Source organism: Sphingomonas sp. PP-CE-3A-406, assembly GCF_003688625.1.
Taxonomy (GTDB): domain Bacteria; phylum Pseudomonadota; class Alphaproteobacteria; order Sphingomonadales; family Sphingomonadaceae; genus Sphingomonas.
In genome coordinates this window covers 620265-642046 of the sequence record NZ_RCWY01000003.1, presented here as the reverse complement: position 1 = coordinate 642046, position 21782 = coordinate 620265, and the positions used below count along the sequence as shown (strand labels likewise).

Here is a 21782-nt window from a genome sequence, read left to right as displayed (position 1 = left end):
TCCTTTAGTTGAAGCGGTAGCCGGAGATTGCGGTTTGCAGCACGCGCTCGTTGTAGAGCTGCGTACCGGGTTGATCGGAGGCGCCGGCGGCGACCATCAGCGGGAGGAGATGCTCTTCGCGGGGGTGCGAGAGGCGGCCGGCGGGGGCTTCGGCCCAGCCGGCTAGCGCTTCTGCTCGGGCAGTCGGTTCGGCCTCGACCGCCGCAGTGAGCCATTGGTCGAAGGCTTCGGACGGCGCGGTGAAACGCGGGTCGCCGTAGCCGCGCATGTTGTGGAAGCTCATGCCCGAGCCAACGATCAGGACGCCTTCGTCGCGTAAGGGAGCGAGCGCGCGGCCGGCGGCGGCGTGGAGTGCCGGGTCGAGATCGCGGTCGACCGACATCTCGACGACCGGAATGTCGGCGTCGGGGAACGCGACCTTCATCGGGATGAAGACGCCGTGATCGAGACCGCGCGTCGGGTCCACGGTGGCAGTAAGGCCGGCTTCGCGGAGTAGGTCGGCGGCGCGGGTGGCCAAGACGGGATCGCCGGGCGCGTCGTAGCGCAACTCGTAGGTATGCGCGGGAAAGCCGCCGTAATCATAGATCAGCGGCGGCGTTACGGCGCCGGTGAAGGCGAAGCCGCGCGTTTCCCAGTGGCCGGATACGACGAGGATCGCCTTGGGCTTTTCGGGCAGCGAGGCGGCGATCGACCGAAGGTATGCGGCCATGCCGGTCCAGTTCCCGGCGGGGTCGTCCATGAAGAAGCAGGGTCCGCCACCGTGCGGGATGAAGAGGGTTGGCTGGCGGGAGTTTGTCATGGTCTTGAGGTAGGCGGCGATGGCGGCGACCGGAAGGCCGCGAATGGCAACGCTGCGTTGCCGGCTAGCGCGGCGATCAGGTCCAGTAGAGGATACGGGCATGCGGAAGCTTGGCGGCGATCTCATCCTGGAAGAAAGTGCGTAGCGCGCGCATCGTGTCGGCGTCGTAGACATATTTGACCGAGCCGAACTTGGTGCGTTTCTCGGTGCGGTTGGTCATGCTGAGGTCGAGCGACGAGCCGGGGTACCAGGTTTCGAGCACCGCCTTCGATCCGGGGGTGTAGCGGTGGGTGATCAGTTCGATCGTCACGTCGGGCACGTCGGCGAGCACCCTGCCCGCCTCTGCGAGCAATTCGCCATACGCCTCGCGCCAGCCTTCGGCGGCGATGATCGGGGCGACGGTCAGGCCGATCCTGTAGCCTGCGTCCGCCATTCTTCGTAGCGCGAGCAGGCGGGCTGCGACCGGGCTGGTGCCGCCCTCGAACCGGGCATACGCGGCGGGGTTGATCGAGGCGCGCATGCGGGTGCGGCCGCGGTGGTCTAGAGCCAGCAACGGCTCGACCGCGTCGAATTTGGTGGTGAAGCGCAACTGCACGTCGGCTTCCCAGGCGCCGAAATGCGCGATCAGCGCGGAGAGCGATCCGGTGACGTGCTCGATGCCGAGCGGGTCGGTGTAGCAGGACGCCTCGAACGTCGTGCCTTCATGCGCTCGGGCGGTCGAGCGCGACGTGACGGTGCCCTGGCCGAGATGCGCGGGGAGTTCGGCGAGGACCTCGGGCAGGTTTGCGTAGACGCGCGTTATGGGCGGCCCCTTGAGCGAGCCGGCTAGGTAGCAATAGCCGCAATGCGCGGGGCAGCCCTCGGCAAGGTCGATCCGCCAGTCCGCGCTGGGGGCGATCGGCTGGAGCTTCCGCTTCGAGGGTGGTGCAACGACGAGCGCGAGTGTCGCCTTGGCTTCGGCATAGGCACGGCGGGAGTCGTCGGGGAAATCGAGCTTGAGACGGTCGCTTGGCAGCGTCGTGACGGGTACGCCGAGCGCGGTTGCGCGCGCGACAATCTCGGCACCGTGCTCCCAGGTCAGTGCGGACGGAGTCGCCAGCAGGCGGCGAGGTTGCCAGAGTTTTTGCGAACGCATCGGAGGACAACGTCGGCCCTCCCCTATGCGTTGCGGCTATTTTACCGGGCGTTTTTCGAGCTTTCGCGCAAGCGTGCGGCGGTGCATGCCAAGGCGGCGCGCGGTCTCCGAAATGTTGAAGTCGGTTTCGGCGAGCGTGGTATGAATGCGCTCCCATTCGAGCGTCTTGATCGAGGTCGGGCGCTCGGAAAGTTCGGTGTCGACGCTGCCCTCGGTGCGATCGAATGCGGCTTCGATGTCGTCGGTGTTCGAGGGTTTGACGAGGTAGTGCGACGCGCCGAGCTTGATCGCCTCGACCGCGGTGGCGATGCTGGCGAAGCCGGTGAGGACGACGACGAGGATCTCGGGGTCGTGCGCGTGGAGCGTCTGGACGCAGACCAGGCCGGACGCGCCGCCCAGCTTGAGGTCGACGACCGCGTAACGGGGCGTGCGCTCGGCCAGTTGCTCAACGAGTTCCTCGTGGCTGGCGGCCTGCATCACCTCGTAGCCGCGGCGTTCGAACGAGCGGCGCAGCGTACGGGCGAAGGTCTCGTCGTCTTCGACGATCGCCAGGAGTTTCGGTTCGGTCATGTCCCCGGTCATGACAGGGCGATGGCGGAGAGGGGCATGGTGATCGTGACTTCGGCGCCACCACCTTCGCAGTTCACGACGGACACGCCGCCGCCGAGCTTGCGCATGACGTTGACCGCGAGGAACAGGCCGAGGCCATGGCCGGGTTCGCGCTTGCTCGACTGATAGGGTTTGCCGAAACTGGCGAGGCGTTCGTCGCTGAAGCCGGGGCCGCGGTCGCGGACGATCAGCGCGAGGTTGCCGTCGGTGCGTTCGCCGCGGAAGGCGACCCAGTGCGGCGAGGCTTCGGCGGCGTTGTCGAGCACGTTGGCGATCACCTGTTTGAGCGCGGGGTCGGAGACGACCTGCGGATCGTCGCCGACTCGGGTGGTATAGTCGAAATCGACCGACGGGTGCACCGCGCGCCATTCGTCGACGATTCCGTCGAGGAGTTGGTGAAGCGGCATGATCTCGGGCGCTTCGCCGCGCGCTTCACCGGCCGACAGGAGAATGCCGGTGACGATCGCCTTGCAGCGCTGGACCTCGGACTGCATCTCGACGATCTCGGCTTGGAGGTCGGCGTCCTGTGCGAGCGTCGGCATGCGGCGCCAGTCGGCGAGAATCACGGCGATCGATGCGAGCGGCGTGCCGAGTTCGTGCGCAGCGCCGGATGCCAAGAGCCCCATGCGGACGATGTGATCCTCTTCAGCGGCCTGCTGGCGAAGGTCGGCGAGGCGCGTGTCGCGGGCGCGCAAGTTTCCGGTGATGCGGGTCATGAACAGCATCAGCAGCGTCGCGATCAGCATGAAGCAGAGCAGCGAGCCGATCGTGTAGAGCAGGAAATACTCGCCGCTGTAGTCGGGGGGGAGGATCAGCGGACGGTAATAGAGCGTGAGCACGCCGAAACAGGCGGCGGTGACGGCGACGATCGCCCAGCTCGACCAGCGATCGAGCAGCACTGCGCCGAGCACGACGTGGAGCAGATAGAGCGAGATGAACGGGTTGGTCGCGCCGCCCGCCAGATACAGCTGCGTGGTGAGCAAGCCGACGTCGAACAGGAGCGCGAGCAGGAGCTGGATGTTCGCGCCCTTGCGCCAGCCGTAGAGCGGCATGCTCGCGAGGTTGAGCCCGACCGCGGCGGCGAGCGCCGCCATCATCGGCACGAGCGGGAGGTCGAAGCCGAGGCCGAAGCGCGCGAACAAGATGGTGACGAACTGGCCGGCGACCGCGATCCAGCGCAGCGTCACCAGCTGGCGCATGTTGGCGTTGCCGGTCGCGTCGGTGCGCGCGGTGGCGAGCGCGAGCCAGCGTTGCCAGCCCTGGCGTGCCGCCTCCGAGGTCATTCCGCCCCCCGCCGCTTCCGCGCATCCTGGCGGACGAACACGACGAATGCGCCGATCGTCATGGCGGCGAGCGCGAACCAGGTCAGCATGTAGACCAAGTGGTTGTTGGGGAAAGCGATGATCGTCAGGCCGCCGACCGGGGCCGCGGTGCCCGATTTGTCCGCGTCGACGAAATAGGGGGCGACGTTCGACAGGCCGCGCGCGCTGGCGATCGCGGCGACGTCGCGCGAATACCATTTGCCGGTTGCGGGGTCGTTGTGGCGCAGGAAGCCGCCGCCTGGCTCGGTGATGCGGAGGTAGCCGGTGATCGCGACCGGGCCGGTCGGCTTGGCATGCGCAACGCGCTGTTCGGGTGAGACGTAGCCTCGGTTGACGAGGACGGTGAAGCCTTGGGCGGTCCGCAAGGGGGTCACGACCCAATAGCCGCTACCGAGCGCGGTTGCGGCGCGGACCAGCGTCTCGCGTGCGTTATCGAGGGTGCCGTCGAGCCGGATACGGCGATAGGCGTCGGTGGTGGCTGTGATCGCGTTCCAGGAAGCGGGTCCGGGCGGGGCGACCGGCGCGGCGTGCGAGCGCGCCGCGACCTGTTCGATCAGGTCGAGCTTCCAGGTGCGGCGCTCGATCTGCCAGATGCCGAGCGCCATGAACCCGGCGAACAGCAGCAGCGCGACCAGGCCTGCGACGTAGACGGCAGGGCCCGATCGCGTCTGCATCACATGTCTGCCGCGGCCTGCATCGGCATCATGTTCGTGTTCATGTGGTACATCACCCAGATCGATCCGCTGAGCGTGATGACGACGAGGATGATCGTGAAGATCAGCGCCATCATCGTCCAGCCGCCCTCCGACTTGCCGCTCATGTGCAGGAAGTAGATCATGTGGACGACGATCTGCGCGACCGCGAAGACCATCACGACGAGCGCGGCGGTCGAGGGATCCTTGAACGCGCCGGTCATCACAGCCCAGAACGGGATCGCGGTCAGGATGACCGAGAGGAAGAACCCCTTGAGGTAGCTGCCACGCGTGCCGTGTGCGGCGCCATTGTCATGGTCGTGATCGGCGTGCGGATTGTTCGCCGGTGCTTGGGGATCGCTCATCGCAGGGTGCCCATCAGATAGACGAAGGTGAAGACGCCGATCCAGATGACGTCGAGGAAATGCCAGAACATGCTGAGGCACATCAGGCGGCGCTTGTTCGCGGCGATCAGGCCGTGCTTCTGGACCTGGACCATCAGGGTGACGAGCCAGATCAGGCCCATCGTAACGTGAAGGCCGTGCGTGCCGACGAGCGTGAAGAACGACGACAGGAACGCGCTGCGGGTCGGGCCCGCACCCTCATGGATGAGGTTGGCGAACTCGTACATTTCGATCGACAGGAACGCGAGGCCGAACAGGCCGGTGAAGACCAGCCACATCTGCATGACGCGCTGGCGACCTTCCTCCATCGACAGCATCGCAAAGCCGTAGGTGATCGACGAGAACAGCAGCATCGCGGTGTTCACCGCCACCAGCGGCAGTTCGAAGATCTCCTTCGGGCTGGGACCGCCGGCATAGCTGTTGCCGAGCACGGCATAGGCCGCGAACAGCACCGCGAAGATGAGGCAATCGCTCATCAGGTACATCCAGAAGCCCAGCATCGTGCTGCCGCCGTCGGGATGCTCATGCTCGTCGATGTCGTAGAACGAGACCTTCTCGGTCTCGTTCAGGCCATCCTTCATGGGTATTGCGGACATCGCGTCAGGCTCCCTGGGTCGCGAGCTGGCGGGTGCGCGCGTTCTCGGTGGCGATCACGTCCTCGACCGGGATGTGGAAGTCGCGCTTGTAGTTGAACGTGTGGAAAATCGTGGTGCCGAAGATGCCGGCGAGTGCCAGCCCTGCGAGCCACCAGATATACCAGATCATCGCGAACCCGAACGCCACGCTGAGACCGGCGAGCACGACGCCCGTTCCGGTGCCGCTCGGCATGTGGATCGACTTGAAGCCGGTCACAGGCCGCTCGTGCTTGCGCTCCTTCATGTCGTACCAGGCGTCCAGGTCGTGGACGATCGGCGTGAACGCGAAGTTGTACTCCGGTGGCGGCGACGAGGTTGCCCACTCCAGCGTACGGCCACCCCAGGGATCGCCGCTGTGATCGGCCAGCGCCTCGCGGTTGCGGATGCTGACGAAGATCTGGAGCAGGAAGGCACCGATGCCGGCTGCGATCAGGGCTGCACCGAAGGCGGCGATGACGAACCAGATCTGCAGGTTCGGATCGTCGAAATAGCGCATCCGGCGGGTGACGCCCATCAGGCCGAGCACGTAGAGCGGCATGAACGCGAAGTAGAAGCCGACCACCCAGCACCAGAACGATACCGTGCCCCACTTCTTGTCGAGCTTGAAGCCGAACGCCTTCGGGAACCAGTAGTTGATGCCGGCGAACATGCCGAACAGCGTGCCGCCGATGATCACGTTATGGAAATGCGCAACCAGGAACAGCGAGTTGTGCAGCACGAAGTCGGCGGGCGGCACCGCGAGCAGCACGCCGGTCATGCCGCCGATCGTGAAGGTTACCATGAAGGCGATCGTCCACATCATCGGCAGTTCGAACCGGATCCGGCCCTTGTACATCGTGAACAGCCAGTTGAAGATCTTGGCCCCGGTCGGGATCGAGATGATCATGGTGGTGATGCCGAAGAACGAGTTCACGCTCGCGCCCGACCCCATCGTGAAGAAGTGGTGCAGCCAGACGAGGTAAGCGAGGATCGTGATGACGAGCGTCGCATAGACCATCGAACTGTAGCCGAAGAGGCGCTTGCCCGAGAAGGTCGAGGTGACTTCCGAGAAGATGCCGAACGCCGGCAGGACCAGGATGTAGACCTCGGGGTGACCCCAGATCCAGATCAGGTTGACGTACATCATCGGGTTGCCGCCCGAGTCGTTCGTGAAGAACGCGGTGCCAATGTAGCGATCGAGCGACAGCATCGCGAGAACCGCGGTCAGGACCGGGAAGGCGGCGACGATCAGGATGTTGGTGCAGAGCGACGTCCAGGTGAAGATCGGCATCTTCATCATGGTCATGCCGGGTGCGCGCATCTTGACGATGGTCGCGACCAGATTAACGCCGGATAGCAACGTCCCGATGCCCGCGATCTGCAAAGCCCAGATATAGTAATCGACACCGACGTCTGGCGAATACGCCAACCCTGAGAGGGGCGGCATCGCGAGCCAGCCTGTCCGTGCGAACTCACCGATGAACAGCGACATCATGACGATCACGGCACCGGCCGCGGTCATCCAGAAGCTGAAATTGTTGAGGAACGGGAACGACACGTCGCGCGCACCGATCTGGAGCGGGACGACGTAGTTCATCAGGCCCGTGACCAACGGCATCGCCACGAAGAAGATCATGATCACGCCGTGCGCGGTGAACACCTGGTCGTAGTGATGCGCGGTCAGGTACCCTTCCGAGCCGTTGAACGCCATCGCCTGCTGCGCGCGCATCATGATCGCGTCGGAGAACCCGCGCAACAGCATGACGATCGCCAGGATGATGTACATGATGCCGATCTTCTTGTGATCGACGCTCGTGAACCACTGGTTCCACAGATAGCCCCAGACCTTGAAATAGGTCAGCGCGGCGACGAGCCCGAGCCCACCGATCGCCACCATCGCGAAGGTGGCGACGACGATCGGTTCGTGCAGCGGCAGCGACTCCAGGGTCAGGCGGCCGAAGATAGTCTTCAACAGGGTGTCGTTCATGATGGTTTCTCTAGCCGTTCGCGACGGGGCGCGTGCCCGGCATGGTGGAGGGGGTCAGCATCGTATGATTGCGGTTGGACTGCGAGCCGGGCGCGCTGTTGGCGCCGTCCTGTTTTATGTCGGCCGGCGCGGTCCAGTGGTTGCCGCTTCCCTTTTCGTCCGCGTCCTTGAGCAACGCGCCCTTGACGCGATCTGAGGTCTCCTGCGGGCCCTTGCCGCCATTGACCCCGGGCATCGCCATGCCGGCGTGCGAGTCCCCCCCGCCTCTGCCGCCGTGCATCATCTGCGACATGCAGACCTTGCCGGGCTGGACGCACTGCTCGACGACCAGCTTGAACATGTTCGCCTCGACCGCATTGTAATAGCGGACCGGAACCTTCTCGCTCGGCTTCTCCAGCTGGAGATAGCTCGCGCGATTGAGACCGCCCCCGCGCTGCTTGACCTGGTTGACCCAGGCCTGGAAGCCCGCGTCGCTGACGCCGTGGAAGCGGAAGCGCATCCCCGAGAAGCCAGCGCCGCTATAGTTGGACGAGAAGCCCTCGTAGTTGCCGGGCTTGTTGATCACCGCGTTCAGCGTCGTCTGCATGCCGGGCATCGTGTAGATCATGCCGGCGAGCGCAGGGATGTAGAACGCGTTCATCACCGACGACGAGGTCATCGAGAAACGGATCGGACGATCAACCGGCGCGGCCAGTTCGTTGACCGTGGCGATGCCGTATTCCGGATAGATGAAGAGCCACTTCCAATCGAGCGCGACGACCTGAACCTCGAGCGGCTTGCCGACGCCGTTCGCCAACTGCTGCTGGTCGACCAGATTGCCGACCGGCACGTTGTTCGCGAGCGTCGGCGCATCGGGCTTGATCCGACCGAGCGGACGGTACGGATCCAGCAGATGCGTGCTGGTCCAGGTCAGCGCGCCGAGCGCGATGATGATCAGCAGGGGAATACCCCAGATCAGTAGCTCGAGCCCGACCGAGTGATCCCAGTTGGGCTCGTACTTGGCTTCGGTGTTCGCCTGGCGGTAGCGGAACGCGAACAGCAGCGTCAGCGCGATCACCGGGACGATGATCAGCAGCATCAGCCCGGTCGCGATCAGCACGAGGTCGCGCTGTTGCACTGCGATATCGCCCGAGGGGGACATCACGACCCAGTTGCAGCCGCTGGTGAGCAGCGCAAGCGGCAGCACGGCCAGCCATTTTTTCGCGCGGGAAACGGTTTTCTCAACGATCATGCGGACCCCCTACGCCTCACTTTCGCCGCGCTACAGTGGACAATTTGTCCAATGGGCGCTGCACTGCAACATCGGCATGGCTTTATCGTTACCAAGATTAGCATAGATCACCACTGCCCGCATTGGGCGCGGAGGACTGGGACGGAATATATCTGCCCGTATCCGCCGGAACAGCGTATCATCGGGTTCGCGCCCTGAAGAGCGAGTTGAAGAATGAGTGCAAACACGATCCCCGAGACGAGCTTCGAAGCCGATGCTCGCAGTATCCACAGCGACGGCGAGCACGTCACGCCCGGCGTGATCGCGATCGGCGTAGTGATCGGCCGCACCTCGGAATTCTTCGACTTCTTCGTGTACGCGATCGCCTCGGTGCTCGTGTTCCCGACCCTGGTCTTCCCGTATGTCGACCGGTTGCAGGGCACGCTGTATTCGTTCGCGGTGTTCGCGCTGGCGTTCATCGCCCGCCCGATCGGCTCGATCATCTTCATCGCGGTCGATCGTGCGTACGGCCGCAGCGTCAAGCTGACGATCTCCCTGTTCCTGCTCGGCACCTCGACCGTCGCGATGGGGTTCATCCCGAGCTATGATTCGGTCGGCAACTGGTCGGTCGCGATCCTCGCGCTGCTCCGTATCGGCCAGGGCATCGCGCTCGGGGGCGCCTGGGACGGCCTCGCCTCGCTGTTGTCGCTGAACTCGCCGGAAAAGCATCGCGGCTGGTACGCGATGCTGCCGCAGCTCGGGGCGCCGATCGGCTTGCTGGTCGCGAGCGGCCTGTTCGCGTTCTTCGTCGCCGCGTTGCCGACCGAAGATTTCTTCGCCTGGGGCTGGCGCTATCCGTTCTTCGTGGCGTTCGCGATCAACGTCGTCGCGCTGTTCGCGCGTCTTCGTCTGGTGGTGACGCCAGAATTCGAAGACATGTACGCCAAGCGCGAGCTCGAGCCCGCCCCGGTGGTCGAGACCGTGCAGTCGCAGTGGAAGGCGATCTGGCTGGGTTCGTTCGTGCCGCTGGCGAGCTTCGCGCTGTTCCACATGGTCACGGTGTTCCCGTTGTCGTGGGTCGTGCTGTTCACGCGTGAATCGGCAGGTCGCTTCCTCGTTGTCGAGGTGATCGGCGCGATCATCGGGATCGGCGCGATGCTGGTATCGGGGCTGCTCGCAGACCGGTTCGGTCGTCGCACGATGCTCGGCACGATCGCGGTACTGATCGCGCTGTTCGCGATCGCCGCACCGTCGCTGCTCGATGGCGGCGAGATCGGCGAGCGCCTGTTCATGGGCATCGGCTTCCTGCTGTTCGGCCTGTCGTTCGGCCAGTCCTCGGGCGCGATCGCCTCGAGCCTGTCGCCGCAGCATCGTTATACGGGGTCGGCGCTGACGACCGATCTGGCGTGGCTGTTCGGTGCGGGGTTCGCTCCGCTGGCGGCGCTGTTGCTGACGAGCAAGCTTGGGCTGGCAGCAAGTGGCGCGTACCTGTTCTCGGGCGCGGTGTTCACGCTGATCGCACTGGGCCTGAACAAGCAGCTGGCGAAGCGCGACATCGCGCGGTGATTGGTCGGGGCTGACGGACTTACCGCCTAGCCCCTCTCCGCACCCACGACATCTCACGAACTGAAGAGCAACACCCCGGCGAAGGCCGGGGCCCAATTGGTAAGGCTGCAATAACGGAGCGCTGCCGCTAGTTAGCACCGTCCCCCAATTGGGCCCCGGCCTTCGGCGGGGTGGGGAAATAGGGCAGCGCGGGCGCTCCACATGACCGTTCCCCGCCAAGGCGGGGGTCCAGGAGCCACCAGCGCCACCGCCAGTAACCCTGGACTCCCGCCTTCGCGGGAGAACAGTAGTCAGCGGGTCATCACTGAAACCCGCCGGCGATCCAATCCCCAAGACACCGCCCAGATCGCAAACCCGCCCAGCGCCAGCGCCGTCCCGACCCACCCAGTCGACGGCAGCCCATACCCGCCCGCAATCGCCAGGCCGCCAAGCCAGGGGCCAAGCGCGTTGGCGGTATTGAACGCGGAATGGTTGAGCGCCGCCGCCAACGTCTGCGCTTCCTCCGCGACATCCATCAGTCGCGTCTGCAGGATCGTCGAGAGCCCGCCGCCGCACCCGATCAACACCACCACCGGCAACATCGCCCAGAGATGCGGCGTCGCTGGCGCGTAGAGCGCGAGCGCCCCCGCTCCGAACAGCAACGTGATCCCCGCGGCGGGCATCAGCGCCACGTCCGCGGCCTTCGCGCAGACCAAAGTGCCGATCGTCATGCCGACGCCGAACAGCGCGAACGCCACGGGCGTGAACGCGGACGATACGCCCGTCACTTCGGTCAGCGTCGAGGCGAGATAGGTGTAGACGCAGAAAATCCCGCCAAACCCGACCGCACCGATCGCTAGAGTCAGCCAAACCTGCCCGTTACGCAACGCCGCGAGTTCTCCCAGCGGGCTGGCATCCTTAGCGGGGCGCAAGACGGGCGCGAACCGAAACAGCATCGCCACCGTCGCGACCGCGATGATCGCGACGATCCCAAAGCCCCAGCGCCAGCCGAACCACTGGCCGATGCCGTTCGCGAGCGGCACACCCGCGATCGTCGCGATCGTCAGCCCGAGCATCATCCGCGACACCGCGCGCGACCGCTTCTCGCGCGGCACCATCGACGCCGCGACCAGCGATCCGACCCCGAAATACGCGCCATGGGGTAGGCCACTCAGGAATCTGGCCAGCAACATCAGGTTATAGGTCGGCGCGAGCGCGGACAGGCCGTTGGCAATCCCGAGGAACGTCATCAACCCGATCAGCAACACCCGCCGCTCGATCTTCGCCGCCAGCACTGCGATCGTCGGCGCACCCACGACGACGCCGAGCGCATAGGCGCTGATGACGTGCCCCGCGGTCGGCTCGTCGATCCCGAGTCCGCGTGCGAACTGCGGCAACAGGCTCATCGCAGCGAACTCGGTCGTCCCGATCGCGAAGCCACCGACCGCGAGCGCGAGCAATGCGAGCCGCGCATTAACCTGAGGAACGGCGGAGTCGGCAACGGTTTGGTCGGTATCGATCATCCGGTTTATTTCGCAGGTGCAGCATAAAGCTTCAACCCGCGGGCGCCCGAGCAAATATCAGCCGCGCCCAAGCATGCGTTCGCCGGCAAGCCGCCCGATCAGACGATATCGACGATCGGCGCGGTCATGATCACGCGCAGGCCGGGCATGTTGTCGTCATGCTCGATCGTACCCGACAGCCCGGCGACGATCGCGTTCATCATCCGGCTGCCGAACCCCTCGCGCGTCCCGACCTTGCCCAATCCATCGTCGGCGACGATCAGGCGGAGGCGGTTGCGATGCTGTTCGAGCGCGATCAGGATCGGCCCGGGCTGCCCGCCATAGGCATATTTGCTGGCGTTGATGACGAGTTCGGTGAGGACCAGCCCGATGTTCACGGCCCGGTCGGTCGGCACCAGGATCGGCGCGAGATCGAGCCGGATCTGCGCCGCCCATTCCGCGCCGAGCGAAGTCTTCATGTCGCCCGCCAGTTCCTCCAGATAGCGCGAGAGGTCGACCGACTCGACCTGATCGTCGCGGTAGAGCCGGCGATGCACCAGCGCGACCGCGGAAAGCCGCGCCTGCGCCTCGGCGAGATGCTCCTTCACTTTGGCATCGTCGGACGCCTTCGCCTGGAGCGCGAGGAACGCGGCGACCAGCTGGAGGCTGTTCTGTACGCGGTGGTTGACCTCCTTCATCAGGACGTCCTTCTGCGCGATCAGCACGTCCTTGTCGGCGAGCGTGCGCTGCAGATCCGCATTGAGCAGGCGCAGCCGCTGATTGATATGCGCGTCGTGGAACGCGCGGCGCAGGCGATGCGCAGCCTCGATCTCCTCCAGCGTCCAGCGGCGCGATCGGCCCGACACGACCTGGGTCCAGGACTGGAACGAGGTGCGCGGGGTGAGCACCGCGGTCGGATCGAGCGACACCGCCTTGTGCGGATTGCCCGCCCATTCGACCTCCTCGGCCTGTTCGGCACGAAACCAGAACAGCATCGCGCCATCGTCGATCAACGGCATCGCCAGCACCCCGCTAGCGCAGGCGCGATAGGCGTCCGCGCGCGGCAGCAGCGAGGGGAGCTCGTGCGTCGCCAGCGGCTCGATCCCGCTGCGCGCGCAGACCCAGGCGACGAGATCGCGGATTTCGTCATGCGCGGGGCAGACTCCGTCGGTGTCGACGATCGTTCCCTGCACGAACGCGAACCCATCGGCGTCGAGCATCCGCCGCAGGTCGTCGCGCAACGTCACGACGATGCTGCGCGGCGCCGGTTCGGTCGCGAGCTTGGCGACCACCGCATCCTCGGCGCCGCGCAGCCGCAGTCGTTCGCGGTAGATCTCGGCCTCTTCCTTCGCGCGGATCTGGCGTGCCAGCCCGCTGGCCAGCGTCGCCGATGCGGCGCGGACGTCGGGGCTCAGGCCGCGCGGCGTGGCGTTGTGGCAGGCGATCAGGCCCCAGAGCAGCCCGTCCTTGACGATCGAGATCGACGCGGAGGCCGCAACTTCCATATTGGCGAGATAGCGCAGGTGGATCGGCGACACGCTGCGTACCGTCACGTCGCTCAGATCGAGCGTCTCGAACCCAGCGGGACGCAGCACGGCGGGCGCATAGGCGATCGTCGGGATCGTCCGCGTCCGGTTGCGGACGTACAGCGCGCGCGCCTGCTTCGGAATGTCCGATGCCGGGAAATGATGGTTGAGGAAAGTGCCGAGGCCGACGGCCTTGTCCTCTGCCACGACGCGGCCGGCGTCGTCGTCGAGGAAGCGATAGATCATCACCCGGTCGAACCCGGTGAGCTGGCGGAACGCGATGGCGGCGCGGTCGCACAGCGTGCTCAGATCGGTCGCGCGCTCGAATATCGTGATCATCGGGTTGAGTCGACCGAGCATCTGCGTCGCGGTCATCGGCGCGGCCTCGACCGGCTCGAGCTCGGCCAGCAGATAATCGCCGCTGCGGTGGATCGTCACCTCGAAGCGTTCGGTGGATCCCATCACCGGATCGCCGACCATCCCCCCCGGCCCCACGTCGTCCGTCGGGACAACCTGCGCCAACACCTGCGCAAGACCGACACCGAGCCACTCTGCTGCCAGCCGCCCCTCGATATCACCCGCCCCCGCGACGATCTTCAGCGACGCCGGATCTGCAACGAGCAACAGGCCGTGCGGCTGGATCGAACCCGGAATATGGATCGGCTCGCGGTCGCACGCGGTCAGGTCCAGCCCGCTGTCCTGGGTCTGCGCCTGATCGAGCGCAGTAGCGTCTACATCGTTCTGCGCAGTCATCGGCCAAGGCCCCCTTGTCAGCAAAACCGCTGTGGCGGTCATTGCGGAACAAAGCAAATACCCTCGCAATGGGCCTATTGATCAGGATCAGGACGGCGGCGCGGACCCGGCATAGCGGCGCGCGATCACGGCGCAGGCGATCAGCTGCAACTGGTGGAACAGCATCACGGGAAGCAGGATCACGCCGACCTGCGCGGGCGGAAACAGCACGCCCGCCATCGGCACGCCCGACGCGAGGCTCTTCTTTGAACCGCAGAACTGCAGCACGATCGCATCCTCGCGGGGCAGCTTCATCAGCCGCGCAACGGCAAACGTCAGCCCAAGCACGAACGCGAGCAGCGCGGCGCATAGCAGTCCGATCAGGATCAGGTCGCCGATCGACAATTTGGTCCAGAGGCCTTCCACCACCGCGGCACCGAACGCGCTGTAGACGACCAGCAGGATCGACCCGCGATCGACCACCGTCAGCAGGCCCTTGTTGCGCGTCACCCACGCACCGATCCAAGGCCGCAACAGATGTCCTGCGACGAACGGCACCAGCAGTTGCAACACGATCGCCTCGATACTCTCGATCGAGATTCCGCCGCTGCCCGAAGTGTTCATCAGCAGCGCGACCAGCGCCGGCGTCACGAGGATGCCGAGCAGGTTCGAGAACGACGCGCTGCACACAGCCGCCGCGACATTGCCGCGCGCAATCGCGGTGAAGGCGATCGACGACTGCACGGTCGAGGGGAGCAAGGTCAGGAACAACAGCCCGGCGGCAAGCGGCCCGGTCACGAACGGCAACGCGGTCAGCCCGAGTCCGAACAGCGGGAACGCGACGAAGGTGATGGCCAGCACCGCCAGATGCAGCTTCCAGTTGCGCAGGCCCGCCCAGATCGCATCGCGCGACAGCTTCGCGCCGTGGAGGAAGAACAGCAGGACGATGCCGATATCCGCCGCGTAACCGACGATCGTTGCCATCTCGCCGCGCGCGGGCAGCAGGCTCGCCAGCACGACGGTGCCGAGCAGCATCAGGATGAACGGCTCGAAGACGGAGAGGAACCGCCCGATCATGGATGCGCCTTCACATAGGCGTCGAGCGTCGCGAGGTGGCCGCTGAGCGCGTCGTCATCCAGGAAACTGCCGAGGAAGCTGTTGCGCGCGAGCGTCACGATCTGCTCGCGAGACAAGTTCTTCGCGCGCGCCGTCTGGCGGAAATTCTCGCCGATATAGCCGCCGAAATAGGCCGGATCGTCCGAATGGATCGTCGCGCGCAGGCCGAGATCGAGCATCCGGTCGATCGGATGGTTCTCCAGTCGGTCGACGTTGCGCAGCGCCACGTTCGACAAGGGGCACACGGTCAGCGTCATCGCATCGCGTGCGAGGCGCGCGACCAAGGCCGGATCCTCCAGCGCGCGGTTGCCGTGGTCGATCCGATCGACCTGGAGGATGTCGAGCGCCTCGTGGATATAGGCGGGCGGGCCCTCCTCACCGGCATGCGCGCACAGCATCAGCCCGGCATCCGCCGACGCCGCGAACACGCGCGCGAACTTCGATGGCGGATGGCCGACCTCGGACGAATCGAGCCCGACGCCGATGAACTGGTCGAGCCACGGCTCCGCCTGCGCGAACGTCTTGAACGCGTCCTCCTCGTCGAGATGGCGGAGGAAACTCATGATCAGCCCGACCGACATGCCGTGCTTGGCCTGCGCTTCGTCGATCCCCGCGAACAGACCGCGCGCGACGACGTCGAACGGGATGCCGCGGTGCGTGTGCGTCTGCGGATCGAAGAAGATCTCGGCATGCACCACACCGTCCTGCGCGACGCGGTCGAAATAGGCGACCGCCAGATCGCGGAAATCCTCTTCGGTCTGGAGCACCGCGGCCCCCGCGTAATAGATATCGAGAAAGGTCTGGAGATTGGTGAAGCTGTATGCCGCGCGGACGTCCTCGACGCTCTTGAACGGGATCGCGACCTTGTTGCGCTCGGCCAGCGCGAACATGAGCTCGGGCTCCAGGCTGCCCTCGATATGGAGGTGAAGCTCCGCCTTCGGCAGGTTCGTGATGAAGTCGTCGGTCATGATCCGTCCTGTCGCTTGGGTCGCGGTGGCTGCAACCATTCCGCCCGCCACGCACTACCGCAAGTGCGAAAGCCGTTGCATGACAATCCTGTCACGTTACCGAGCGGCGATACTTACGCGAAGGACACCATCGATGCCGACAGGATTGGTCGCACTACTCGACGACATTGCCGGGATCACCAAGCTCGCCGCCGCCAGCCTCGACGATATCGCCGCGACCACCGGCAAGGCGGGCAGCAAGGCGATCGGCGTGGTGGTCGACGATGCCGCCGTCACGCCGCGCTACATGGTCGGGTTCGAGCCGAAGCGCGAACTGCCGATGATCGGCAAGATCGCGCTGGGATCGTTCCGCAACAAGCTGGTCTTCATCCTGCCAGCCGCGTTGGCGCTGAGCGCGTTCGCGCCGTGGTTGCTGACACCGTTGCTGATGATCGGCGGTACGTATCTGTGCTTCGAGGGCGCGGAGAAGATCCTCGAGGCATTCGGCGGCGGTCATGCCGAGGAGGTCGTCGAGGCGTCGGTCGATGCAGCGACGCTCGAGGCACAGAAGGTCTCGGGCGCGATCCGCACCGACTTCATCCTATCCGCCGAGATCATGGTGATCGCGCTGTCGGATGTCGCGACCAAGCCGATCTGGGAGCAGGCGATCGTGCTCGCGCTGGTCGGGATCGTGATCACCATCGGCGTCTACGGCGTGGTCGCGCTGATCGTGAAGATGGACGATATCGGGCTGCATCTGGCGCAGCGCAGCAGCGCGGTCGTGCAGGCGATCGGGCGCGGTCTGGTGAAGGGTATGCCCCTTGTCATGTCGGCACTGTCGGTGATCGGCACCGCAGCGATGGTCTGGGTCGGGGGGCAGATCATCGTTCACGGGATCGAGGAATTCGGATTCACCGCTTTGCCGCACTGGATCCACGATACGGCGGAGGCGGCTTCGCACGCGGTGCCGTTCGCCAAGGGCGCGGTGAACTGGGCGATGAACGCGTTCTTCTCGGGGATCGTCGGTCTGATCCTGGGCGGCGCGATCGCGCTGGGCTTGCATGCGGTGAAGAAGCCGAAGGCACACTGACCAACAGGCGTTCCCCGCCCTTCCTTGTTCTCCCGCGGGAGCCCAGTCTGGATCCCCGCCTTCGCGGGGAAACACATCGCGGTTAGTTGTAAGGCGCTAGCACCACCACAAAACACCACCCCGGCGAAGGCCGGGGCCCAATTGGGGAACGGAGGTAACGATGGACAGCCCGTCGTTACTGCGACCTTTCCAATTGGGCCCCGGCCTTCGCCGGGGTGGTGCTCATTTAGCCGGTGTGGCAGCTTCGGAGGGAAAGAGACGCCCCCTACTTAGCCGTCCACTTCCCCATCCAGCCCAGCACTTCCCCATACCATTGCCGCGAGTTCTTCGGCTTCAGCACCCAGTGGTTCTCACCCGGGTTCACCAACAACCGCGAAGGGATCCCGCGCCGCTGCAACGCGGTGAACGTCGCCAGCCCCTGCGTGTAGGGAATGCGAAAGTCCTTCTCGCCGGTGATCACCAGCATCGGCGTCTTCCACTTCGCCACGTAATTGACCGGGTTCCATTTCTCGAACGCCTGCGGGTCCTCGTAATAGGCTTTCCCGCCATGCTCCCACTCGTCGAACCAGAGCTCTTCGGTCTCGTACGCCATCGCGCGCGCATCGAACACGCCGTCATGCTGGACGATGCACTTGAAGCGATCGGGCCACTGCCCCTCGATCCAGTTCATCATATAGCCGCCGTACGACGCACCGAGCGCGCACGCATTGTCGGCATCGAGCCACGCGAACTTGTCGGTCGCGGCAGCCAGCCCCTTCTTCAGATCCTCGAGCGGCCAGCCGCCCCAGTTGTTGCTGATCGCGTCGGTGAAGCCCTGTCCGTACCCGGTCGACCCATGGAAATCGACCGCGACCAGACCATAGCCAGCGCCTGCGAACACCGCCGGGTTCCAGCGATACGACCAGCTGTTGTTGCTCGATCCCTGCGGGCCGCCGTGGACCATGTACGCGATCGGCACCTTGCCGGTGGAACCGTACGGCTTCACCGCATAGCCCCAGACGGTGTCCGCGTTCGCGCCCTTGAAGTTGAACCGCGTGACCGTCGGCATGTCGATCCCGGCGAGCTTGGCGGCGTTGACCTGCGTCAGCCGCTGCGGTGTGCCGGTGCCCGCGACACGGTAGAAGTCGGCCGGTGCGATAAGGCTATCCATCGCGACCACAGGCCCCCGCGGCGTGATCGCGACCGCGCTGACGTGACCTTCCTGCGTCAGCCGCGTGACCGCACCGCTCTTCGCATCGACGCGGAACAGCGGCGTCTCCTGCGTGTCGTCCGCCGTTACGTAGAGCGACTTCGAGTCCGGCGCCCACGCGATCGAGCCGACCGACCGATCCCAGCGCTCGGTCAGCGACACCGTCTTGCCGCTGGCGATATCGCGCAGCGTCAGCACCTGGCGATCCGCCTCGAACCCCGGCCGGCGCATCGCGAAATAGGCGAGTGTGCGGCCATCGGGCGATACGGTCGGGAGGTTGTCGGTCGCCTTGTTCCCCGCGGTCAGGTTGACCGGTGCCGCCGAGCCGTCCGCGGGCACCGAGAAGATGTCGAGATTGGTCGACAGTGCCTCGATCCGGCCGGCTTCGCGCAGCGCGAAATAGACGGTGCGGCCGTCCGGGCTCCACGAGATTTCCTCACCGCCGCCATTGGGCTTCGATGGTGTATCGCCAACCAACGCGCCGACCAATGGAACGCCGTTCCCGGTCGCACCTGCGGCGGTCAGCGGCAGGACGAACAGCTGAGAGCGCGTGCCGTCCGCCCACGTATCCCAATGCCGCACGAACAGCTGGTCGTACGTCCGCCCGGCACCCGCGTTCGAATCCTTCTTCACCATCGCCGGCTCGAGGCTCGGCGCGCTCGGCTTGCGATCCGCCCAGACGAGCAGCTTGTCGCCCGTCGGCGCGACCTTGAAGCCGCTGAACCCACCCTTGAAGCTCGTCAGTTTGCGCGGTGTGCCGCCGGTGACGGGCACCGACCAGACCGCATCCTCGCCGCCCTTGTCCGACGTGAAATACACCGTGTTGCCGACGATCTGCGGTTCGTTCTCGTTGACCTGCGGGTCGGCGAGCAGCTTCACCGGTGTCGCACCCTGCGTACTCAGATCGAGACGCCAGAGATCGTAGCGCCCCTTGTCCGCCGCGAGATCGGTCTCGCGCTGCGCCCAGACGAGCCAATGCCCGTCCTGCGACGCGGCCGGCGCACCGACGCGGCTGAGCATCGTCACGTCGTCGATGGTGAGTTGCCGGGCGGCGGCAGGGGCACTCGCAAAGGCGAGCACGGCGAGGCTGGCGGAGAGCATGATCTTCATCGACGTGTGATAGGACGCTTGCGGGATTATGCGCAATCACCGGGGTTTGTTGGCGGGCGAATCGTCCTTCTTAAGCGTGAGCAGAGGATACCGTCGCCTATCCAGCGCACCACCCCGGCGAAGGCCGGGGCCCAGCTGGAAAGGTGGCAATAACCGAGCGAAGTGGGCAGTTGGCAACGTCACCCACCTGGACCCCGGCCTCCGCCGGGGTGGTCAACCTTTAGGCTGCGAAGTTCGCCCTCGGCCAATGCATTACGCCAGGGTAAGTCCACCCCATGCCCCTCAAGCACTCCTTCCCCCCGATCGCCGCCCCGGACGCGCGCCTGCTCGTTCTCGGCAGTCTCCCCGGCGACCGCTCGCTCGCCGCGCAGCGTTATTATGCGCATCCGCAGAACCAGTTCTGGCAACTGATGTCGCCCGTCGTCGGTCGCGATCTCGCCGCGCTAGGCTATGACGATCGCCTCGCCACCTTGCGCGCGCGCCGAGTCGCGCTCTGGGACGTGATCGGATCGGCCCGCCGCGCGGGCAGCACCGATGCGGCGATCGCCGATACCGAGGGCAACGACGTCGCCGGCCTCGTCGCCACCCTCCCCGATCTTCGTGCGATCGCGTTCAACGGCGGCACCGCGCTGAAGCAGGGCATGATGCTGTTAGGACGTGACTTTATCGGCGCGGAGATCGTCGCGCTTCCGTCGAGCAGTCCGCTCCACACCGTCGGGCTCGCGGCCAAGCAACCCGCGTGGAGCGCACTGGCCGCGTTCCTGCTCGACCCGCCGGACTAGCGCGCCTAGCCTTCGCGCATGACCAGCCTCTACGACCTCACCGTCCCCGCCTTTCGCCGCGGCTTTGCCAGCCTCTCGGCCATCTTGACCGCCGGCGAGACGTTCGCCCGCGACCATGGCATCGCCGAAGCGGACATGCTCGACACCCGTCTGGTCGTCGACATGGCGCCGCTGACCGCGCAGGTGCAACGCGCGAGCGACACCGCCAAGGGCGCGATGGTGCGGATCGGCGGTATCCTCAATTTCGCGATGGCGGACGACGAGGCCAGCTTCGCCGCGCTCCAGCAGCGCATCGCCGCGACGCTAGCGTTTCTCGACACCGTTCCCCGCGCCGCGATCGACGGCAAGGAGGACGCCCCCGTCACGCTGGTCACGTCGGGCGGAAGCGTCGATTTCACCGGCCGAAGCTATGTGCTCGGCTTCGTCCTGCCCAATTTCTATTTCCACATTACAACGGCCTACGCGCTGTTGCGGATGCGCGGCGTGCCGATCGGCAAGATGGACTATCTCGGCCGATAGCGACGGCTGGCCAAACCCGGTGCGGTCCGGCAAGGGCGGCGGATGTCGATCGAAAGCTTCATTTCGCAGTACGGCCTGGCCGCGATCTTTCTCGGTGCGGCATTTGAGGGCGAGACCAGCGTCGTCACCGGCGGGCTGCTCGCGCACCAGCATTTGCTGCCGCTGGTCGGCAGCGCGGTGGCGGCGGTGACCGGGTCGTTCTTTGCGGACCAGCTCTTCTTCTTCGCCGGGCGCCATTACCGCGATACCAAGCGGGTCCGCCGGATCGCCGAGAAACCCGCTTTCGCCAAGGCTCTCGACACGCTCGACCGGCATCCGACGATATTCATCCTCGGCTTTCGATTCCTGTACGGCCTGCGCACGATCAGTCCCATTGCGATCGGCACCTCGCATATCCCAGCGCGCACATTCGTCGTGCTCAACGCGATCTCCGCCTTGGTGTGGGGCGTGGTCTTTACCGCGATCGGCTATGTGTTCGGCGACGGGCTGATCGAACTGGTCGACAAGGTCATGCCGAAGCAGAAGCTGGTCGGGGTGGCGATCCTGGTTGCGGTCGCGGCGCTGGTGATCGCCGCGATCCGCTTCTGGCGAGGCCGGCACGCCCGCAAGGCCGCGCCTCAGCCAACCGTCAGTCCAGATCGTTCTCGCTGATCACGACGATTTCTTGGTCGGGGTCACGGGCCAGCGCGACGACGCCGAGATCGGCGATCTCGTCGAGATGCTGCCGGAAGATCGCCACCGCATCACCCTCGGGTGCCACCGTGCTGAGCGCTTCGAGCACGTCGTACTGCACCGCGAACTGATAGCGTTCTTCGCTGACTTCGCCCTCGAACTCGACCTGACGCAGGTCGCTATTGTCCTCGAGGGTCTTCATATCGATGTCCAACCGGTCTACGGCCATGTTCTACGCTCCTAGATAGATGGCCGTTAAGCGCGGTTGGACCCTCGATGT

The 21782-nt window shown here is 65.5% G+C and carries 20 protein-coding genes; 5 read left to right on the top strand and 15 right to left on the bottom strand.

Features of this window, described 5'->3' with window-relative positions; all coding sequences use genetic code 11:
• Window positions 1–4 precede the first annotated feature (4 nt).
• The 9 genes from C8J44_RS14945 to C8J44_RS14905 all read right to left on the bottom strand — a co-directional run bounded on the left by C8J44_RS14945 (window position 5) and on the right by C8J44_RS14905 (window position 8793).
• Complete coding sequence (locus C8J44_RS14945; RefSeq protein ID WP_121905134.1) at window positions 5–799, bottom strand: class III extradiol ring-cleavage dioxygenase; 795 nt, start codon at window positions 797–799, stop codon at window positions 5–7.
• A gap of 76 nt (window positions 800–875) precedes the next feature.
• The gene (locus C8J44_RS14940) at window positions 876–1934 is read right to left on the bottom strand and encodes a spore photoproduct lyase family protein (RefSeq protein WP_121905133.1); all 1059 of its coding nucleotides are present in this window, start codon (window positions 1932–1934) and stop codon (window positions 876–878) included.
• A gap of 36 nt (window positions 1935–1970) precedes the next feature.
• Window positions 1971–2504 carry a response regulator transcription factor gene (locus C8J44_RS14935; protein ID WP_056490014.1) on the bottom strand — a complete coding sequence of 178 codons (534 nt, stop codon included), beginning with the start codon at window positions 2502–2504 and terminating at the stop codon, window positions 1971–1973.
• An 8-nt stretch (window positions 2505–2512) separates the two neighbouring features.
• On the bottom strand, window positions 2513–3826 hold the full coding sequence (locus C8J44_RS14930; protein WP_121905132.1) for an ATP-binding protein: 1314 nt from the start codon (window positions 3824–3826) through the stop codon (window positions 2513–2515).
• Entirely contained in the window at window positions 3823–4539 is a 717-nt protein-coding gene (locus tag C8J44_RS14925; protein ID WP_121905131.1) for an SURF1 family protein, read from the bottom strand. Before C8J44_RS14925 ends, C8J44_RS14930 begins: the two co-directional genes overlap by 4 nt.
• Window positions 4539–4922, bottom strand: coding sequence for a cytochrome o ubiquinol oxidase subunit IV (gene cyoD / locus C8J44_RS14920; RefSeq protein WP_056063531.1), 384 nt, complete (start codon window positions 4920–4922; stop codon window positions 4539–4541). Before cyoD ends, C8J44_RS14925 begins: the two co-directional genes overlap by 1 nt.
• Window positions 4919–5557: a cytochrome o ubiquinol oxidase subunit III gene (cyoC, locus tag C8J44_RS14915; RefSeq protein ID WP_060527634.1), complete on the bottom strand. Its 639-nt coding sequence runs from the start codon at window positions 5555–5557 to the stop codon at window positions 4919–4921. The genes cyoD and cyoC overlap by 4 nt, the downstream gene beginning before the upstream one ends.
• A 4-nt stretch (window positions 5558–5561) precedes the next feature.
• Window positions 5562–7562: a cytochrome o ubiquinol oxidase subunit I gene (gene cyoB, locus C8J44_RS14910; RefSeq protein WP_060527632.1), complete on the bottom strand. Its 2001-nt coding sequence runs from the start codon at window positions 7560–7562 to the stop codon at window positions 5562–5564.
• A gap of 10 nt (window positions 7563–7572) precedes the next feature.
• The gene (locus tag C8J44_RS14905; protein WP_121905129.1) at window positions 7573–8793 is read right to left on the bottom strand and encodes a ubiquinol oxidase subunit II; all 1221 of its coding nucleotides are present in this window, start codon (window positions 8791–8793) and stop codon (window positions 7573–7575) included.
• A 213-nt stretch (window positions 8794–9006) separates the two neighbouring features.
• Here C8J44_RS14905 and C8J44_RS14900 point away from each other — a divergent pair, with 213 nt between their 5' ends.
• The gene (locus C8J44_RS14900; RefSeq protein WP_121905128.1) at window positions 9007–10338 is read left to right on the top strand and encodes an MFS transporter; all 1332 of its coding nucleotides are present in this window, start codon (window positions 9007–9009) and stop codon (window positions 10336–10338) included.
• A 290-nt stretch (window positions 10339–10628) separates the two neighbouring features.
• Here C8J44_RS14900 and C8J44_RS14895 read toward each other — a convergent pair whose 3' ends face one another.
• The 4 genes from C8J44_RS14895 to C8J44_RS14880 form a co-directional block, all read right to left on the bottom strand.
• Window positions 10629–11840, bottom strand: coding sequence for an MFS transporter (locus C8J44_RS14895; RefSeq protein WP_121905127.1), 1212 nt, complete (start codon window positions 11838–11840; stop codon window positions 10629–10631).
• 98 nt (window positions 11841–11938) lie between these two features.
• The gene (locus C8J44_RS14890) at window positions 11939–14098 is read right to left on the bottom strand and encodes a histidine kinase dimerization/phosphoacceptor domain -containing protein (RefSeq protein ID WP_121905126.1); all 2160 of its coding nucleotides are present in this window, start codon (window positions 14096–14098) and stop codon (window positions 11939–11941) included.
• A gap of 87 nt (window positions 14099–14185) precedes the next feature.
• On the bottom strand, window positions 14186–15154 hold the full coding sequence (locus C8J44_RS14885; RefSeq protein ID WP_121905125.1) for a bile acid:sodium symporter family protein: 969 nt from the start codon (window positions 15152–15154) through the stop codon (window positions 14186–14188).
• Window positions 15151–16161 carry an adenosine deaminase gene (locus C8J44_RS14880; RefSeq protein WP_121905481.1) on the bottom strand — a complete coding sequence of 337 codons (1011 nt, stop codon included), beginning with the start codon at window positions 16159–16161 and terminating at the stop codon, window positions 15151–15153. The genes C8J44_RS14885 and C8J44_RS14880 overlap by 4 nt, the downstream gene beginning before the upstream one ends.
• Before the next feature lie 133 nt (window positions 16162–16294).
• Here C8J44_RS14880 and C8J44_RS14875 point away from each other — a divergent pair, with 133 nt between their 5' ends.
• Window positions 16295–17230: a DUF808 domain-containing protein gene (locus C8J44_RS14875; RefSeq protein ID WP_121905124.1), complete on the top strand. Its 936-nt coding sequence runs from the start codon at window positions 16295–16297 to the stop codon at window positions 17228–17230.
• A gap of 265 nt (window positions 17231–17495) precedes the next feature.
• Here C8J44_RS14875 and C8J44_RS14870 read toward each other — a convergent pair whose 3' ends face one another.
• The gene (locus C8J44_RS14870; protein ID WP_121905123.1) at window positions 17496–19529 is read right to left on the bottom strand and encodes a S9 family peptidase; all 2034 of its coding nucleotides are present in this window, start codon (window positions 19527–19529) and stop codon (window positions 17496–17498) included.
• A gap of 275 nt (window positions 19530–19804) precedes the next feature.
• Between C8J44_RS14870 and C8J44_RS14865 the strand changes: the two genes are divergently transcribed.
• Genes C8J44_RS14865 through C8J44_RS14855 form a run of 3 tightly spaced genes read left to right on the top strand, consistent with a single transcriptional unit; the run spans window position 19805 to window position 21481 of the window.
• Window positions 19805–20311, top strand: a complete 507-nt coding sequence (locus C8J44_RS14865) for a DNA-deoxyinosine glycosylase (protein WP_121905122.1) — start codon at window positions 19805–19807, stop codon at window positions 20309–20311.
• Window positions 20312–20329: 18 nt separating this feature from the next.
• Window positions 20330–20830 (top strand): DUF1993 family protein, encoded by a 501-nt coding sequence (locus tag C8J44_RS14860; protein ID WP_121905121.1) that lies wholly within the window; start codon window positions 20330–20332, stop codon window positions 20828–20830.
• 42 nt (window positions 20831–20872) lie between these two features.
• The gene (locus C8J44_RS14855) at window positions 20873–21481 is read left to right on the top strand and encodes a DedA family protein (RefSeq protein WP_121905120.1); all 609 of its coding nucleotides are present in this window, start codon (window positions 20873–20875) and stop codon (window positions 21479–21481) included.
• On the opposite strand, the gene C8J44_RS14850 is transcribed toward C8J44_RS14855, so the two are convergent.
• Window positions 21459–21704, bottom strand: coding sequence for a DUF1488 family protein (locus tag C8J44_RS14850; protein ID WP_259466884.1), 246 nt, complete (start codon window positions 21702–21704; stop codon window positions 21459–21461). The two genes, C8J44_RS14855 and C8J44_RS14850, sit on opposite strands and share 23 nt — an antisense overlap.
• Between the last annotated feature and the right edge of the window lie 78 nt (window positions 21705–21782).